Annotated in this window: 14 protein-coding genes; 10 read left to right on the forward strand and 4 right to left on the reverse strand. The window is 51.9% G+C overall.

Annotated elements, in window-relative coordinates:
* Positions 1-26 precede the first annotated feature (26 nt).
* Both ACFE7X_RS05085 and ACFE7X_RS05090 read left to right on the forward strand, forming a co-directional pair.
* Positions 27-1562: an ATP-binding protein gene (locus tag ACFE7X_RS05085; RefSeq protein WP_375434580.1), complete on the forward strand. Its 1536-nt coding sequence runs from the start codon at positions 27-29 to the stop codon at positions 1560-1562.
* Positions 1563-1629: 67 nt separating this feature from the next.
* Complete coding sequence (locus ACFE7X_RS05090; protein WP_375434581.1) at positions 1630-2061, forward strand: response regulator; 432 nt, start codon at positions 1630-1632, stop codon at positions 2059-2061.
* Between the two features lie 95 nt (positions 2062-2156).
* Here the strand turns inward: ACFE7X_RS05090 and ACFE7X_RS05095 are convergent, their stop codons facing one another.
* Both ACFE7X_RS05095 and ACFE7X_RS05100 read right to left on the reverse strand, forming a co-directional pair.
* Positions 2157-2732, reverse strand: a complete 576-nt coding sequence (locus tag ACFE7X_RS05095) for a ribonuclease HII (RefSeq protein WP_375434582.1) — start codon at positions 2730-2732, stop codon at positions 2157-2159.
* Positions 2733-2846: 114 nt separating this feature from the next.
* Positions 2847-3089, reverse strand: a complete 243-nt coding sequence (locus tag ACFE7X_RS05100; RefSeq protein WP_375434583.1) for a hypothetical protein — start codon at positions 3087-3089, stop codon at positions 2847-2849.
* A 573-nt stretch (positions 3090-3662) separates the two neighbouring features.
* Here ACFE7X_RS05100 and ACFE7X_RS05105 point away from each other — a divergent pair.
* The 8 genes from ACFE7X_RS05105 to prfB all read left to right on the forward strand — a co-directional run bounded on the left by ACFE7X_RS05105 (position 3663) and on the right by prfB (position 12606).
* Positions 3663-4244 carry an NUDIX domain-containing protein gene (locus ACFE7X_RS05105; protein WP_375434584.1) on the forward strand — a complete coding sequence of 194 codons (582 nt, stop codon included), beginning with the start codon at positions 3663-3665 and terminating at the stop codon, positions 4242-4244.
* A 111-nt stretch (positions 4245-4355) separates the two neighbouring features.
* Positions 4356-5216, forward strand: coding sequence for a lysophospholipid acyltransferase family protein (locus ACFE7X_RS05110; RefSeq protein ID WP_375434585.1), 861 nt, complete (start codon positions 4356-4358; stop codon positions 5214-5216).
* Positions 5217-5242: 26 nt separating this feature from the next.
* On the forward strand, positions 5243-5530 hold the full coding sequence (gene gatC / locus ACFE7X_RS05115; protein WP_375434586.1) for an Asp-tRNA(Asn)/Glu-tRNA(Gln) amidotransferase subunit GatC: 288 nt from the start codon (positions 5243-5245) through the stop codon (positions 5528-5530).
* Positions 5531-5536: 6 nt separating this feature from the next.
* Positions 5537-8599 carry a tetratricopeptide repeat protein gene (locus tag ACFE7X_RS05120; RefSeq protein ID WP_375434587.1) on the forward strand — a complete coding sequence of 1021 codons (3063 nt, stop codon included), beginning with the start codon at positions 5537-5539 and terminating at the stop codon, positions 8597-8599.
* A gap of 11 nt (positions 8600-8610) precedes the next feature.
* Entirely contained in the window at positions 8611-9339 is a 729-nt protein-coding gene (locus ACFE7X_RS05125) for an ABC transporter ATP-binding protein (RefSeq protein WP_375434588.1), read from the forward strand.
* Positions 9340-9540: 201 nt separating this feature from the next.
* Entirely contained in the window at positions 9541-10089 is a 549-nt protein-coding gene (locus ACFE7X_RS05130; protein ID WP_375434589.1) for a cob(I)yrinic acid a,c-diamide adenosyltransferase, read from the forward strand.
* A gap of 170 nt (positions 10090-10259) precedes the next feature.
* Entirely contained in the window at positions 10260-11324 is a 1065-nt protein-coding gene (locus ACFE7X_RS05135; protein WP_375434590.1) for a branched-chain amino acid aminotransferase, read from the forward strand.
* A gap of 204 nt (positions 11325-11528) precedes the next feature.
* Positions 11529-12606, forward strand: a protein-coding gene (prfB, locus tag ACFE7X_RS05140) for a peptide chain release factor 2 (RefSeq protein ID WP_375434591.1) whose coding sequence is annotated in 2 segments (ribosomal slippage) — positions 11529-11588 and positions 11590-12606 — 1077 coding nt in all. Because the reading frame shifts where the segments join, the coding sequence is not laid out codon by codon here.
* Between the two features lie 96 nt (positions 12607-12702).
* On the opposite strand, the gene ACFE7X_RS05145 is transcribed toward prfB, so the two are convergent.
* Positions 12703-14088: a RagB/SusD family nutrient uptake outer membrane protein gene (locus ACFE7X_RS05145; RefSeq protein ID WP_375434592.1), complete on the reverse strand. Its 1386-nt coding sequence runs from the start codon at positions 14086-14088 to the stop codon at positions 12703-12705.
* Positions 14089-14118: 30 nt separating this feature from the next.
* Entirely contained in the window at positions 14119-17193 is a 3075-nt protein-coding gene (locus tag ACFE7X_RS05150) for a SusC/RagA family TonB-linked outer membrane protein (RefSeq protein WP_375434593.1), read from the reverse strand.
* Between the last annotated feature and the right edge of the window lie 140 nt (positions 17194-17333).

Genomic DNA, 17333 nt, shown 5'->3' on the forward strand with positions numbered 1-17333 from the left:
GCTTATATGTTTTCCTCGCTGCTCGCATGAAGCTGAAGCTTTCCACCAAACTCTTTGCTGGTTTTTTAGTCGTTCTGTTGCTGTTTGTGGGGGTGGTGGTGGCCAATTACCAACTCTCGCGCAAAGTGCTACGCAACGCCCGGCAAGTACAAGCCTCCCAGCGCATCTTCACCGATGCCTCGATGCTCATGCGCAACATCGTTGACATGGAAACCGGCTTCCGGGGCTACCTGCTCATCGGCAAAGAGGAGGTATTGGAGCCCTACCACCAGGGAGAGCGGTATTTGTTGAGAAACTTCAGCCGGCTGCTTAGCGAGCTAGACCCCGAAAGCCCGCAGTATGCGCGCATTGTGCGGGCTCAGAAAATGTTTCGGGAGTGGCTCAACTACTCGCATCTGCTTATCAGCGAAAAGCGAGAAGCCCAGCGTCGTTCGCCCGGCCAACAGGGACTTGAGGGAGTGGAGCATCGCAAGTTGGCCGAAGGCCTTGAGGGCAAGCTTCTCATGGACCAGATTCGGGTGCTGTTTGCTGGCTTCGATCAGGAAGAGCGCAAGCAGCGCGACAAACAAAGCACCCGGCTCCAAGAGAGCATCAACGAAACCCGGCTCATTTCGGTGGGTATCACGCTGCTAGCCATCCTGCTTGGGCTCATGTGGGCGACCTACATTATTCGGCTCATTGGCCACCGTATTCATACGATGGTCAAGCTTTCGTCGCGCATCGCCGCGGGTCAGTACCGCACCAACATTCGGGACACGGAGGGCGACGAGCTAAGCGAACTAACTGCCTCCCTCAATCAGATGGCGGCAACCATCGACAACAATATTACGCAACTCGAACGCCGTAATCAGGAACTGGATCAGTTTGCCTACGTGGTATCCCACGATTTGAAAGCCCCCCTGCGCGGCATCGAAAGTGCCTCTCGCTGGATTGAGGAGGACATGGGACAGGATATTCCTCTGCATATCCGGGAGTTTCTGGTGCTGATGCGGGTACGAGTGAAACGCATGGAGCAACTTATCATGGGCATTCTGGATTTAGCCCGGGTGGGTCGCTCTCCGCAGGCTGATGAGCCGGTGTTCGTGCGCCAACTGCTGCGCGAGATCATCGACTCGCTGGATCTACCCGATGGCTTCAGGGTAGAACTGCCATTTTATTTGCCTACTCTCGTTACCAACCGGGTGCAGTTGCAGCAGGTATTCACCAACCTCATCAGCAACGCCGTCAAGTACCACGACCACCCCGAATCGGGCACGGTAGCCATTGCTTGCAGCGAAGACCCACAATTTTACACGTTCTCTGTCACCGACGACGGTCCCGGCATCGACCCGGAGTATCATGAGAGAATCTTCGTCATTTTCCAGACGCTTACGGAGCGCGATACGCTGGAAAGCACGGGCGTAGGCCTAGCTATTGTAAAGAAAATAGTGGAACGCCAAGGGGGCTCTATCCAAGTGAAATCGAGAGAGGGCGAGGGTGCAACGTTCCAATTTACTTGGCCTCGTCAGAGTCGATTCGTCGTAGAAAACCGAGCTAATAGCACAATTTCAACACTAAATTAGGTACCAATCGTATAGTCGGTAGCCCTAGGGCAAGTTTTCGCTCTTATTCATCTAACCGACACCTGCTATGCCTAGTATTCTTTTGGTCGAAGACGACCAGATGGACATCATGAACGTGCAGCGCGAATTGCGCAAGAATAATATTGATTTGCCCCTTCACATTGCCCGCAATGGTCGGGAAGCACTCAATATGTTGCGCGGCGAGGGTGGCCAAGACAAAATAGAACTGCCGCGCGTTGTGATGCTCGACATCAATATGCCCCGCATGAATGGTTTGGAGTTGTTGGAGCAACTCCGCTCCGACCCCGAATTAGTTGGTCTCAACGTATTCATCATGACCACTTCCGACCTCGACACCGACCGACTAAAAGCTAAAAATCTAGCTGTCAGCGGCTACATCATCAAGCCTCTAAACTTCGACACCTTTGGCGAAGGCGGTTCTACCGTCGATGGCTTCAGCTTGTTCCTGGATTTGTTGATGATGAAGGATAATCAGTAATAAGCTTGGCACCACTACCCGCTAGCTGTTCTGCTTGTACTAATGTGCAGTCAGAACAGCTAGCGGGTAGTGGTGCCAAGCCCATGAATATTCATTTACAGTAATCGGAACCCCATTCGGTGGTGTTTGGTGGAGCCATGGGCACGAATGGCAGCACGATGTTGCAGGGTTGGGTAACCAGCATTTTGCTCCCAGCCATATTCCGGATATAGTTCAGCTAGTTCCGCCATTCGCTCATCGCGGAAGGTTTTGGCCAGTATAGAGGCGGCGGCAATATGCCGGTAGCGGGCGTCGCCTTTGATGAGGCAGGTGTGCTCTATACCCTCGTAGGGCCGGAAACGATTACCATCAACAGCTAAATGAACTGGTTGAACAGCCAAGGTCGCCACGGCGCGGTGCATGGCCAGGTAGCTGGCTTGCGCAATGTTGAGTGCCGAAATTTCGTCGGGTGAAGCTTCAGCTACTGCCCATGCCACGGCCTCACGGCAGATAGCAACGCGCAGTTCTGTGCGGCGGCGGGCGCTAAGCAGCTTGGAATCGTTGAGGTACTTCGGATTAAAATCGGGAGGAAGAATTACAGCGGCGGCAAAAACCGGTCCGGCCAAGCAGCCCCGGCCGGCTTCGTCGAGCCCGGCTTCGAGAGGGTGGCCAGTGTGGGAGGCGAGTAACATGCCTCAAAGGTACAGGAGCCTACGCTGTTCGTTATCAAAAAAGGCATCCCCGGAGGCCGTAGCGGCCGGAGATGCCTTTTTAATAGATGCAAATTGCTGTTAAACTATCGGGCTCTACTTATGACTGCCAGCCGTAGAGCCCGTGATAGGAGGATTTTCGCCGCGGCGTAAGCCTTGCTTGTCGCGAGGTCCTTCGTCTATTTCGTCTTCCTCGTCGGTAGTGACGTATTCGTTGCTAATTGGGCCAAGGCCGCCGGTATTGGCACTCAGTTCGGATTCAGCTTGTGCGTGTTTAAGGTTGAATAATGGGTCGCCAGGTTGCAACTGATCTTCTTGGTTTTTCGACTTATTGGCCATAGACAGCAGATGTCAGCCGGAATGTGAACGGTTGACTTTAACTTGGTACGGCGGCACGGCACAGCAGGTTGATGCAGAATCTTGGCCTAGAGTGGAGCTTCTGGTATATAGCTGGCAAGAAGCATAAACGCGCCCCTGTCCCCACTAAAACCCTTTCTTTTAAGGCACCACGCTGGCAACCTTGGCAGGTTTATTTCCTTGCGCAAGGCTAGCAAATAGGAAACTTTCGATTCGGCCTGCGTAGAGCTTACAACAGCATTGGCAAAATAAAAGGGGCTGCCGCCTTCCAACGCAACAGCCCCTTTAATATAATTGCGTCGGATGATCATAAAAATCATCCACCCTACTCCTAGGACCATTCCGACGCTGCGCGAGCGAAGCCTTCCTTTCCACAAATACCCACCCGCGCTATAATTGAGTATGACAAAACTACTTACTATCAATCGGTTATCTACATACTTTTTGGTCAATCAGCCGATTTACCCGGTCAACTAGCTATTCTGCCCGATGGACACTAAAAACAGAGTACAGCCTTACCTTTAGCCTGAATTTCAATCTCTCTATCATCCTACTATGTCCACTTCTAAACCTCAACTAGACGAAAACCATAACCCTTGGCAAGTTTTGAGCACTGAGGTGAAATATCATAATCCCTGGATAAGCGTCCGCGAAGACCAGGTAATAAACCCAGGCGGTGGCCGGGGCATTTATGGTGTTGTCACGATGAAAAACAAGGCCTTGGGCATCGTACCGGTAGATGCCGAGAGCAATACGTGGCTAGTAGGCCAATACCGTTATCCGCTCAACGAGTACAGCTGGGAGATTCCTATGGGCGGCGGCCCTGTTGAGCTGGACATACTAGAATCTGCGCAACGGGAGTTACGAGAAGAAACAGGCCTCTTGGCTCGCCGCTGGACCAACATCGCTCGTCTCCATACCTCTAACTCCGTGACCGATGAAGAAGGCTTCGTCTTTCTAGCTGAAGACCTAGAGCACGGCGAAATAGAGCCCGAAGAAACCGAAGATCTCCGGCTTTGGAAGCTCCCGCTAACCGAGGCGGTGCGCATGGTGATGAACAATCAGATTACGGATGCCGTGAGCGTGGCAGGCTTGCTAAAAGCAGAAAAGGTAATCGCCAGTCGAGCAAACAACTAATGGATTGAGCTACGAATGGTCGCGGCCGCAGCTGCTCTCTTTACGGTAGCGGCTTAATCACTCAGCAAAACGTTCTTTAAACATCGTCACACAACTTCCTAACTTTGCCATATGCGGCACCTCCTGCGCTACATCGGCCATCGACTCTACACCACTTGGGCGACCTTCTGGTTTGTGACGCCGTTTATAGTGATGTATCCGGCGCAATGGGCGTTGAGTCGGCGGCCACAGTGGCACCGTCACTTGCACAGTCTCAACCGGGGGTGGAGCCGGCTCTTCATCTGGATGTGGGGCATGCCAGTGGACGTAATTAAGAAAAACCCACTGCCGGCCGGCCAGCCCTGCGTGTACGTAGCCAACCACAGCTCTTACATCGATATTCCGCTGCTGTTCAAAGCTATTCCCGGCTGGCTGAATATCATGGGTAAAAGCTCTTTGGCTAAAGTACCCATGTGGGGACCTATTTTCGGTCGGGCCTATATCGTTGTCGACCGGGATAATGCGATGAGCCGGGGCCGAGCCATCGTGCAAGCCCGCCGCTCCTTGGAAGCAGGTCGGCCAGTAATTATTTTTCCGGAAGGCTCTATTTCTAAAAAGCCCGGCGAGCAGTTGGAAGAGTTCAAGGATGGGGCTTTCCAACTCGCTATTGCAGCTCGTGTGCCCTTGGTGCCGATTACAATGACGCTGAACCACCATTTTCTGCCGGATGTTGGAGGACTGCGCGTGCGCTACTCCCCGTTGCAAATCATCCTGCACGAGCCCATTTCTACTGCTAGCCTCACGGTGGCTGATGCGCCAGCTCTCAAAAAACGGGTTGCCGACATTATTGCCAGCGCATTCCGGCCAGAAGCGGCCGGGATTCCGGCACCCAGCTTTTGGCGGCAGTTGAAGTCGCCGGGTGCTAGCGGTTCGGTGAAAGCTTCCGTGACTTCAACTGAAAATTCCTCGGAGTTGGCTTTACCCAATTCATAATTCATCATTCCTAACCTACCACTCCCTTGAGTACTGACCTTGCTACCTTGCGCCAACTAGCGCACCTTTCCCGCTTGGAACTCGACGAATCGAAAGAGCAACAGATGCTAGGGGCCCTTAACGAAATCTTGGATTGGGTGGACCAACTGCGTCAGCTCGACACCACTAATGTGGAACCACTGGTGCATCTGTCGCACGAAATAAACGTGCTGCGGCCCGATGAAGCGCAGAATACCGTTAGCCACCAAGATGGCTTGCGCAATGCGCCACGTAAGGATTCGGATTATTTCCGCGTACCCAAAGTGCTGGAATAACTGCTGGTGCCCACAACTTCTGCTTCCCGCGCCGCTAACTGGCGCAGTCCATTCCTGCTAGGCCTACTGGTGCTGGCTATTGGGGCTATTGTTTTAGCTATATATCATTATTTCACCGGCGATGATGCCGCGCTGCCCGTACAGGCAGTAGCGCAACTCAAGCCTGTGCCTACCACGTTGACGGCGGTCCGCGTAGGTCTTGCCGAATTGCCAATTCGGGTGAACAGCTACTTGCTTACCCAGACTTACGATATGGTAGGGCCTTACGTCCGTCCGGAGGCGGCGTGGGCGCTGCTAGGCTTGCTGGCGGCGGCACTAGCGGCCTTTCTGGCGGTGGTCAGCACGCTGGAAAGGCCAGCTTTTGTGGCGAGCATGGCTGGAGTAATTTTCCTACTGATGTCGCTTAATGCGGATTTGTTGGGTTTGTTCGATTCGCAGGAGCAGTATTTCCTAATCCTGACGCTAGCAGTGTTAGGGTTGCCCGCCTATGCGTTTCATGCCTTCTGGACAGAGGTACCGCTAGGGCGCCGTTTGCTTGTTTTTGGGGTGCTGGTTGCTGGCCTGAGTGCGCTGTTACTAACTGGCTCCAACTTTTCGCCGGATGAAACTGGGCTGCACCTCACCAGCTTTGCGACCCTTGGTGGCGCGGTGATAGTGGGCTTGCTGGTGCTGTGGGTGGCGTTCGAGAATATCCAGGGGTTGCTGTGGTTTAATACCCAAGCTGAAAATCCTGCCAGCCGTTTCGGACTACTCCCTTTCGTAGCTTCCAGCGTACTCTATTTGGGCATTCTGGGCATGTATCTATGGAATGGTGGGGAACTGCTGATTCTGCCCGGTGTGCGCTTCGACCCCTTAGTGTTGTTGCTGCCAGCCGTGGCAATTGGCTGGTTAGGCTTGCAGCGTCGGGCAGCTTCTTACGGTGAGGTGCTGCCTTATTGGCCTGCGGCGGCGCATTTGTATTTGATTTTTGTGGTATTGGCCGCTGGCTTTTTGGGCTATGCTTTTGCCACTGCCAACGACCCGTTGTTGTTGGCAGCCCGTCAGTTTACGGCTCTCGCGTTGCTAATTGGTGGGGCAGTGTTTCTGCTGTATGTGCTGGTCAACTTCGGGCCGCTTATCCGGCAACGGCTGCGCGTGTACCGCGTGGTGTATGAGCCGCGCCGCCTGCCTTTGTACGCGGTGTACGTGCTAACTATAGCTGGCTTAGCAGCCTTTGAATTTCGCTACAACCTCGAAACGCTGCACCAAGTACAAGCCGGCTACTACAACAACCTCGGCGACCTGACCCGCTTGCAAAGTGAGCTAGACCCTAAGGGCGACGCATTGGCTTTATTAGCAGAACGCTACTATGCTGAAAGCGACGTACTAGACGAGCACAACCACAAAGCCAGCCTGGGTCGCGCTGCCTTATATCGATACCGGTTGCAGCGCCAAAACGAAATCAACATTCTGCGTCGTGCCCTGAGCCGTCGCCCCTCCGAGAAAGTATCCTTGCGCCTAGCGGCTCTTTACAACGAGCCTGCCGATTTCTTCGACCGGTTGGCCGCCTTGCGTGAGGGCTTAAAAAGTACACCGACCAGCGCTAGCCTTAACAACGACCTTGCGCAGCTTTATACCCGCTCCACTCTCACTGATTCGGTGGTGTGGTACCTAAACCGGGCCGAAGCCGCTGCCCCCGCTAGCCTTGTAGTGCAAGCCAATCGGTTGGCTTATCTGTTGCAGCTCAAACAGTTTGAAGAGGCGCAAACGTTGGTGCAACAGCAGAGCAGAGTTACTGATGCCGCTTGGCAAAGCAATGTGTTGCTCTTAAACCAACTCTATCCAACCGGCACGCAACCCATGCCAGTCCGTACGCCTGACGCGGCCGCTAACCTCACTGTACCAGAGTTTGCTCGGCTCTACCACGCCACTTTGCGCCAAGTGCAACAGCAAGATACCAGCTACTTGCAGGCTCTCACGAGATTAGCGCAACGACCAAGCAACGGGGCTTATTTCGAACAGCTAACTTTTTTGAAGGCGCTCATGCAGCACTATGGCGGGCAGGAAGTACTCGCACGAGCCACCTTGCTGCCGCTTGCTGTAGGTGCCACACCTAGCGCCGCCTATTACCAGAACATACAAGGCCTGTGGCTTCTCGAACAGCGTGCTTATAGCTCGGCCGCTTCCCGCCTTGCCGAAGCCGGCCGCAATGGGTACACCGAAGCACGCTTGAACCGGGTATATGCTTTAGCCCTAAACGAACAGTTGGATTCGGCACGCGTAGCTGTTCGAGCAGTGGTTCAAGGACCAGATTCCAGCTTGCACCAGCCAGCTCAGCTACTGCAACGAGTGCTAACGTTAAATTTTAATTCAGAATATACTAGCACTCCTGATTCCGTTAAAACACAATTTGTTGTATTGCGCGGCAACTCGCCTTATCTTGATAGTTTACTACATTATGCTGTTAATCTAACAAATTCCCGATACCGAGAAGTGGCTTTGCTGGCGCAGTTGCCGCGGGCGCTACAAGCTGGCCAGTTGGCCGCAGTTCAGCAAATTTTAACACGCTTTTACCCCAAGACAGCCCAAGAGAAGGGACCAACTGCTTCCGCCTGGAATGTGGTGCGTGGCGAGTTGCTGCTACGCCAGAAGAAGGCAACAGAATTGCGTCAATTAGCTGCAAACAGCTTTTTTTCGCCATCTGATCAGCCTAAGCGGTTGTACTATCGGGCCGCGGCGGCAGTGTTGGAAAACCAACCAAAGCAAGCTCGACAGCTATTTACGCAGCTTGTGCAGGAAGCTCCGTTTGAAGAGGCCGGAATACTAGCCGCGGCCAACTTCTTTACGCAGCAGCTCGACTATCAAACGGCCTACTCTACTTTGCAAAGTGCAGTAGAATCTAACCCTGAGTCTATTTCTGTGTTAAAGGCGTATACGTTAGCTGCTATTCCGATGGGGTTGACGGAGTATGCCACTACCTCGCTCGACAAGTTGCGCACATTGCTTTCACCCGCCGAATACGCTACCTTTCGTACCATTTATGACGCCCGCCGTGCAACTCAGGACGCGGTGGTCGCTCCCTGGAACTAACCCGGCCGGCTATGCTGCACCCCGTTATCGAAACCCATAACATCTCGAAGATGTATCGAATGGGTACTGAGGAAATTCACGCCCTACGCTCAGTTACCATCACTATTCAACGTGGTGAGTATGTTGCCTTCATGGGCCCTTCAGGCTCCGGAAAATCAACGTTGATGAATATTGTTGGCTGTCTTGATACTCCTACAAGCGGCAACTACATCCTCAACGGCAAGGATGTGAGCCGTATGAGCGACAATCAGCTAGCGGATGTGCGCAACAAAGAGATTGGTTTTGTTTTTCAAACTTTCAACCTGTTGCCTCGCGCTACCTCACTGGATAACGTAGCGCTGCCCCTCATTTACGCGGGCTACAACAAGCCCGACCGGGAAGAGAAGGCAATGCAAGCATTAAGAAGTGTAGGCCTCGACACCCGCGCTAAACACCGCCCTAACGAGCTATCAGGAGGACAACGCCAGCGCGTAGCCATTGCCCGCGCCCTCGTCAACGACCCGAGCATCATCTTGGCCGACGAGCCAACTGGTAACCTCGACTCGAAAACCAGCTACGAAATCATGGACCTCTTCGAGGCCTTGTATGCCAAGGGCAACACCATTATCATGGTAACGCACGAAGAGGATATTGCTCGCTACGCGCACCGCATTGTGCGTTTGCGCGACGGCCTCGTTGAGTCCGATCAAGCAAATACTGACGTGGCCCTCCACCACGAGCAAGCTGCCAAGCAGCTATAATCTGGCGGCTTCCGAAGAGTAAGCCGCTCGTCTTCCAGCCAAGAAAAGACCTTTTTGCCGTTGGTGTGTTAACTTCCTTTACGTTGCACAACTACCGAAGAAAAGGTCTTTCCTTTTCTGGTAAGACGTTTCAATTCTAGTTGCAAGCGCAAGCTTGGAAGGCAGCGTTATTCAAGCGGCGATAACGCTAAACTATTCTTCATGAAGATTTACACCAAAACCGGCGACCAAGGCCTAACCTCCCTCATCGGTGGTACGCGGGTGCCCAAATCTAGCCTGCGCATCGACTGCTACGGCACTGTGGACGAGCTTAACTCCTACATTGGCCTGTTGCGTGATCAAGACGTGAACGCCCCGCGCCGAGACTTGCTGAAAGAAATTCAGGACCGACTGTTCACCATTGGCGCCTCGTTAGCTTCCGACCCTGAAAAGTCGAAAATGAAAATCCCTGACCTGCACGATACCGACGTGACGCTGCTGGAGGAAGAAATGGACCGTATGAACGCGCAACTGCCGGAGTTACGGGTGTTTGTTTTACCGGGCGGTCATCAGTCGGTGTCGTTTGCGCACGTGGCGCGGTGCGTGTGCCGCCGCGCCGAGCGCTTAGTCATTCACTTGCGGGAGGACTCGTTTGTAGCCGACTTGGTCGTGATGTATCTCAACCGGTTGTCTGACTACCTGTTTGTTCTCAGTCGTCAGATGGCCCACGACCTGGGAGCGGAAGAAGTAACTTGGCTGCCCCGGATGTAAATTGTTGGTTTCCGACTTTCGTTCCGTTAGGTTCGTAGTCGTTGAACGATAACCAAAAACCGGAAACGAGAACCCCATTTAGCTCGTTTCATTCATACCCTGGCTGCATTGGTCAGTGCTTCGCTCCCTCCTACTAAATTCCCCATCCCTACTCTTTTCCTCTGATTTTCATGCTCGACACCCTCACCATCCGGACTCAGCGTACCACGGCCTCGCGCTTGCAACAGCTGGACCCCGAACGCCTTGAGTTCGGCAAAACCTTTTCCGACCATATGTTTGTGGTGGATTACCGCGACGGGGAGTGGCAGGACGCACAAATTTTGCCTTACGGTGATATGCCCGTAAGTCCGGCCAATTCGGCTCTGCACTACGGCCAAGCCATTTTTGAGGGCATGAAAGCCTACAAGAACCCCGACGGGGATATTGCTCTTTTCCGGCCCTACGACAACCTCCGCCGCCTCAACGCTTCGGCCGAGCGGATGTGCATGCCGTTGGTGCCCGAAGAACTATTTATGCAAGGGCTCAGTCAGCTTATTCGGATTGATGGTGATTGGGTACCCGATGCGCCGGGCAGTGCCCTTTATATCCGTCCGTTTATGTTCGCCACCGATGGCTTTATTGGAGTACGTCCCTCCGACACATACCGTATGGTTATCTTTACTTGCCCGGTTGGCTTGTACTACAACAAGCCGCTGCGGGTACGCTTCGAAGAACGATATGTACGTTCTGCGGAAGGGGGCGCCGGCTATGCCAAGAATGCGGGCAACTATGGTGCAGCCATGTATCCAACCAAATTAGCGCAGCAGGAAGGCTACAACCAGCTTATCTGGACCGATGCTTCCGAGCACCGTTATGTCGAGGAATCGGGCACGATGAACGCTATTTTCGTAGTGGATGGCAAAGTGATTACGCCGGCTTTAAGCACCTCCATCCTCGATGGAGTAACGCGTCGTAGCGTGCTTCAACTGGCCCGCGACTGGGACATACCGGTAGAAGAGCGCAAAGTATCAGCCGTCGAGCTTATGGAGGCCCTAGCTGCTGGCAAATTAGAAGAGGCATTTGGAGTAGGAACTGCGGCTACCATTGCGCCCATTGCTGTTATCGGCTACCAAGGTCACGATTACGAACTGCCCACGCCGAGCACCGACAGCTTTTCTGCCCGTGCAACTTCCACCCTGCATGCCATTCGCACCAAACAAACGCCCGATACGCACAACTGGATGGTAGCAGTGTAGTATTGAAGGTGTAAGCGTATTTCTTGCGCAACAAAGGACCTCCTGCGGAAAATGTCAGAGCCTCATGCTGAGGCTCTGACATTTTCCGCAGGAGGTCCTTTGTTGTAAAAAAGCAAGTAACCCTAGATTTTGCCCCCGATTCAAGCCACTAATCCGGCTACCTTTGTTGCTTTCTCATACCCATTCACGCATACTATATTCCCGATGACCCAAGATCAGGTAAAGGAATTGAAGGGCCGCGCCGAGGCCCTGAGGAGGTACCTTTGACTACGACACCCGCAAAGCACAAGTAGTAGCTACTGAGGCCGAAACCACCGCTCCCGGCTTCTGGGACGATTCCAAAGCCGCCGAAACCACTCTACGCGAAATCAAGGCCGTTAAGACCTGGACCGACGATTATGAAGCCGTCCAACAAGCTATAGCTGATACCGAGGTTCTCTTTGATTTCTATAGAGAAGGCGATGTGCCCGAAGCAGAAATGCAAGCCGACTACGACGCCACTCTCAAGAAAATAGAGCAGTTGGAGTTCAAACGGATGCTATCCGACGAAGAAGACCAACTCTCGGCTGTCATCGACATCAACCCCGGTGCCGGTGGCACCGAAAGCCAGGACTGGGCCGAAATGTTAATGCGCATGTACATTATGTGGGCGGAAGGTCACGGGTTTGGTGTGCGCCAAATCAGCTACCAGCCTGGTGAAGGCGCCGGCATCAAATCTGCATCGTTGGAGATAGACGGCGACTTCGCTTATGGCTACCTCAAAAGCGAGATAGGAGTTCACCGCTTGGTGCGCATGTCGCCATTTGATAGCAGCGGCCGGCGCCATACTTCCTTTGCCTCGGTGTTTGCTTACCCAGTAATTGATGATACGATCAATATCGAAATCAATCCCGCTGACATCAGTTGGGATACCTTTCGGGCAGGTGGAGCGGGTGGCCAGAACGTGAACAAAGTGGAAACGGCCGTACGCCTCACGCACGCTCCTTCTGGTATTATCATCGCCGTGCAGATCGAGCGCAGTCAGCTCATGAACAAAGAGCACGCCTTGCGCATGCTTAAGTCGCGCCTCTATCAGATTGAGATGGACAAGCGCCATGCTGAGCGTGACAAAGTAGAAGCCACCAAGAAGCGTATCGACTTTGGCTCCCAAATCCGCAACTACGTGCTTCATCCTTATAAACTCGTCAAAGACCTCCGTACAGGCATCGAGCGCACCGACGTGCAGAATGTGCTGGATGGCGACTTGGATGAGTATATTAAGGGGTTTTTGATGCAGAGCTAGCGCACAACCTTCAGCTTGGCGTTATTTATAAAATGTTCTAAAAGTAAAAAGGACTCCATGCATTGCATAGAGTCCTTTTTACTTTTAGAACTACTACTATGGGTTGACACTGTCCCAGGCTTTCTCAGCAGCTGGCCTCGGCATTTTAGAAAATAAGATATATGGGCCTGTGCTGTAAGCAAGAGTCTGACCGGGGGAAACTATCGGTCTGAGACGACCCGTGCGACGTAAGTCGACAAAGTAATGCCCTTCATAAAACAATGAGTAACGACGCTGTTTGAGAATCTCGTTCGTAGCCTGCTCCACCGAACCGAAAGGCACGGTTAAGGCTGGCAACGAGCCTGAACGTGTGCGAATAACGTTCACATCTGCTAACGCACCAGCTAAGTCGTTGGTGTTAGCTTTGGCTTCAGCAGAAATTAGAATGAGTTCCTCGTTGCGCATAATGTCCAGTGAACTGGTATTCGAAGTAAATACCCTGGCCTCGTAATTAGCTGTGATTCCTCCTGTTACGCGCGGCGCACTGCGAAGACCGACTTTAACCAAACGCGCGTCACCGGTTTCTGCCTCCGTAACAAAATTGTCTGGTACACCTACCACATTGGTACCAGTATTATTAGTTACCTGGAAATAAGCATTGCCTTGATCACCCGCAATGGCAGGGTTAAAGACTACTTTAGGGCCTGCTGTCAGACTTCCTGTTGGGTTATAAAATGACGTAGCCAACGCAGTCTTAGCTCCAGCATAGTCTCTCTGATACAGCGCAACACGAGCAGCAAGGCCGCGGTTGAATTGCTTGAATGTAGCAGGAGTACTGAACCCTGTATAGCCGGCCGATAGCGGAAAACCGAAGCTGGTTCCGGCTGCATCTAATTCACTAGCTCCTTGATCAAGCAACTGGCGAATATTTGTAAAAGCTTCTGCTTCAGATACAAATTTACCTGGCTTCAGAGGATCATCCAAGTCAATGCGAATGCCTTGGTCGCCTTGCATATTGAGCAATAGCAGCTTGGCTAGTGCCTCGTAGGTGTGGGTAAAGCCTGCAACGCCTTGTTTTTGCTCATCTGTAAGAGCTTGGCTATTAGCAGCCGACTGCCGGAACACCTGTGCAGCTCGCCGCGTTTGCGCCAAAGGAATGTAATACGCGTTGTAATATGCAGCATCGTCGAGAGAGGGACGAGTGCCTTGTAGCTCCCCGTACCACCGCGACTCGGTAGCCGCCAACACAGTTATTTCCCGGCCTAGCGTTCCTGCTAGCCAGTTGTACGGAGCATTGGTAGTGTGAATGATGCGGTAAGAAGCTTCTACCCCTACTGCTAATGCATCTAACTGTGCTTTATTGGCATTAGAGAGGACGGCATCTAGACCTGGGTTGTTCGGGTCTTCTAATGGTTCTGTTTCGAAGTAACCGCAAGAAGAAGTACCAAGCAGCAAGCTTAGCGCAAACGCTGCCAGCTTGAACTTATGGTGAGAATATTGCATGACAAGTGAGGTCTGAAGTAAAATCCTGAATTAGAAGTCTATACCGAGGTGAAAGAATACCCGACGAGTGCTCGGATAAGCTGCCACATCTACTTGAGCGAAGTTAGCTGTAGAACCAAAGTTCGACACCTCAGGATCGTAGCCTACATAATCCGTCCAGGTTACCAAATTGTTCCCTGACACGCCAATGCGAATATTCTGCACGTAGTCTTTGAATATACTAGTTCGTATACTAGCTGGAAGCGAATAGTAGATCGAAGCCTCACGCAGACGTACGTAACCCGAATTTTGAATGAACTCACGGGCTGAGAGTGTCTGACGATACTCGCCGTTAGTAAGTGGTTCACCATCGGCATTCACCTGCCCACTTGGCTGGCTCCAGTCCTCGGTAGTACCACCCTCATCCTTCAATAAGCGAGTTAGGTTGCTGTTGTAACCATCCTTTTTCCAGTGAAACAGGAAAGACACCTCAAAATTACGCGCGACAGTAAACGAGTTCAGGAACGACATTTGAAATGTTGGCTGCGCATCTTCGTAACGCGTCAGGCCACTGAAGTTCGGGCTGTTCGGATCATTTGGCGTTCCATACCAGCGCGAAGGTGACTCTCCTACCACAAACACGTTGCGGCCGAAGGTTGCGCCAAAGCCCGAGCCCGTATTAAAGGGCGTCACAACTAATGGCTCTTCATACAACTTAGTTACTTCCGAGCGGTTGAGCCAAAATTGTGTTGTCGAGTTCCAATTAATAAGGTTGCTACGAACAGGATTTACATTTAAAGCCAATTCTAAACCGCGGTTACGCAAATCACCTATGTTATAGGCTCGGATTGAAGATAGGCCGGTGGCTGGTGCCAAAGCATACGTATTTACTAGGTCGAACACCTCTTTATTGTAGACCGATGCTTCAATACCAATTCGGTTTTCCAGGAAGCCCAAGTCAATACCAGCTTCTAGCTCGGAGGCACGTTCCGGCCTTACGTCTGGATTACCTAGCAAGGTAGAAGGCAGCAAACCCGGACGGTTGCCTGTCGAGATTGACGTCAACGGCGAGTACAAGCCGTTGAAAAACGCTGGTCCACCGGTTTCCCCGTACGCTACCCGCAATTTCAGCAGGTTCATCTGCTGTAGTGACCAGAAGTCGAATTTCGCTACGTTTACTGCCAGCGAGGCCTTGGGAAAGGCGTAATATTTTTCCGAGTCACCATTACGATTTGATTTGTCGAAACGAATACCAGCCGTGGCAATAATTTGGTCTCGAAAGTTTGCCTCTTGCTGAGCCACAAAACCCAAGTCAGCTTCTTCCGATATAAATGTTTCCTGCGTAGTTACCGTACCCCGGTTTGGAGTGTAGGGTGGGCCAGGCGACAGGTTCTGTCCTTGGTTGTAGGTTAGATTTTGTTTTTGCGATAAGCGCACTGTACCTACCTGTGAAGTTAGGTTGACATTGCTACCTATTTTCCAATCATAGATCAGGAAGCCCTGCAAATTGGAATTGAAGAAGTTATTCTTAGCTATGCGGGCGGCTCCTGGCAAAGCCTTAGCACGCTGCGACTGCATGTCAGCTGGTAGCGCTAGGAGCGCTTCACTGGCCGAGAAGTCCACTCCCCCCTGCCCTGCAAACCGCAGCGAAGAGGATTCGTTGTCGATAAGACGTACAACTATGTTACCGGTCTGAACGACGCGGTTAGTCGTTTCCTCATTAATAGCCCGATCCACTACTGCTAGTGGGTTGTCACCAGTGTATTCCGAATCAGGAAACTGGCCAGCTGCATTTGGATGCAATTCTGTATAGCTCGGGAGGTAGGCTAGGTTATATCCTAGCGCAATACCACTATTATCGTTGCCGGTGTAACCGCGTCTGTTTTGAGAATTAATGTAGTTTCCGCTCAGCCCAATATCAACGCGCTTACCAATCTTGTGGTCAATGTTTGCGCGGATCGAGTGACGCTCAAATCCTGTACGATTTACAATACCTTCCTCATTGGTAGTAGAGCCGGAAACAAAGAATTTTGTTTGGTCGTTACCACCGGAAACACTCAGTCCCGTGTTTCGCAGGAAGGCTGTATTGCCATAGATTTCCTTTTCGTAATCGTAGATTTTACCGGCAGCTTGCGCATCTGCTAACTTTTGCTTCTCTGCTACAGCACGCGGACCAGCATAGATCCGGTCAATTTTCTCCGGTGTCCAATCCTCCTTACCCAGAAGACGCCAGGCTTCGGCAAAACCTAAATCTTGGCTAAAGCTAATACGGGTTTTACCCGACGCACCTCGCTTCGTTTTAATAATGATTACCCCTGCATTGGCACGCGTACCATAGATTGCAGCTGCACTAGGACCTTTCAGAATCTCGATCGACTCGATATCACTTGGGTTAATATCTGACAGACGATTGATACCATTATCTTGTGTAGTACGTCCTGTGCCCGCGGCAGCACCCGAGAATGCAGCACCACCTGCTCCGTTACCAGTGTCGGAATTTACTGCATATACGCCATCAATGATGTATAGTGGCTGCGAGGAGCCATTGATAGTAGAAATGCCACGCAACTGCACAGAAAGGCCCCCACCAGGTGCTCCACTAGTTTGCGCGATATTGGCTCCTACTACCTTACCACTCAACGCTGCATCTACCGTTACGGGCCGCGTGCTCCCGACCAACTCCTTAGCGGAAATAGTGGTAACAGCATTAGCTAGGTTGGAACGTTTAATAGAGGTAGCCAAACCGGTTACTACCACTTCGTCTAGGTCCCGTGCTGATGCCGTTAGCCCTACACTAACAGTAGAGGCATCACCAATAACACGCTCTATTGTGCTATAGCCGATAAAGCTAAACGTAAGTGTGGTAACTGAGGCAGGTACACTTAACACATAAGAACCATCAGCGTTAGTAGAGGCACCGATAGTTGTGCCTTTAGCCAGCACTGTTACGCCAGGAAGTCCTTGGCCACTAGCCGAGTCTGTCACACGGCCTGAGATACTACGATCTTGCGCCACTGCCTGCTGCATCAGGATTGGTGAGGCCAAGAACGCACTGAGGAAAAGTTTTCTCATGTAGCTAAATGATTTGGTGAGTGAGAGGGAATAATTGAAGAATTCTTCTTTCAAACATAACGAATAAACTTGGCCTTATTATTCAAGACGACTGTATTGTTAAATCTCTCATAGCACTTCTGTAGACTTTAGTTAATTATCTATTTTAAGCTACATAAAAATAGTCTATAATCCTCTGACTCTAAACAGTATAA

This window comes from uncultured Hymenobacter sp., assembly GCF_964242765.1.
GTDB lineage: Bacteria > Bacteroidota > Bacteroidia > Cytophagales > Hymenobacteraceae > Hymenobacter.

What these genes read in the sequence shown, in the direction of transcription:
- ACFE7X_RS05085 (WP_375434580.1), top strand. Translation starts at nt 27, where the DNA reads ATGAAGCTGAAGCTTTCCACCAAACTCTTTGCTGGTTTTTTAGTCGTT.
- ACFE7X_RS05090 (WP_375434581.1), top strand. Translation starts at nt 1,630, where the DNA reads ATGCCTAGTATTCTTTTGGTCGAAGACGACCAGATGGACATCATGAAC.
- ACFE7X_RS05095 (WP_375434582.1), bottom strand. Translation starts at nt 2,732, where the DNA reads ATGTTACTCGCCTCCCACACTGGCCACCCTCTCGAAGCCGGGCTCGAC.
- ACFE7X_RS05100 (WP_375434583.1), bottom strand. Translation starts at nt 3,089, where the DNA reads ATGGCCAATAAGTCGAAAAACCAAGAAGATCAGTTGCAACCTGGCGAC.
- ACFE7X_RS05105 (WP_375434584.1), top strand. Translation starts at nt 3,663, where the DNA reads ATGTCCACTTCTAAACCTCAACTAGACGAAAACCATAACCCTTGGCAA.
- ACFE7X_RS05110 (WP_375434585.1), top strand. Translation starts at nt 4,356, where the DNA reads ATGCGGCACCTCCTGCGCTACATCGGCCATCGACTCTACACCACTTGG.
- ACFE7X_RS05125 (WP_375434588.1), top strand. Translation starts at nt 8,611, where the DNA reads ATGCTGCACCCCGTTATCGAAACCCATAACATCTCGAAGATGTATCGA.
- ACFE7X_RS05130 (WP_375434589.1), top strand. Translation starts at nt 9,541, where the DNA reads ATGAAGATTTACACCAAAACCGGCGACCAAGGCCTAACCTCCCTCATC.
- ACFE7X_RS05135 (WP_375434590.1), top strand. Translation starts at nt 10,260, where the DNA reads ATGCTCGACACCCTCACCATCCGGACTCAGCGTACCACGGCCTCGCGC.
- ACFE7X_RS05145 (WP_375434592.1), bottom strand. Translation starts at nt 14,088, where the DNA reads ATGCAATATTCTCACCATAAGTTCAAGCTGGCAGCGTTTGCGCTAAGC.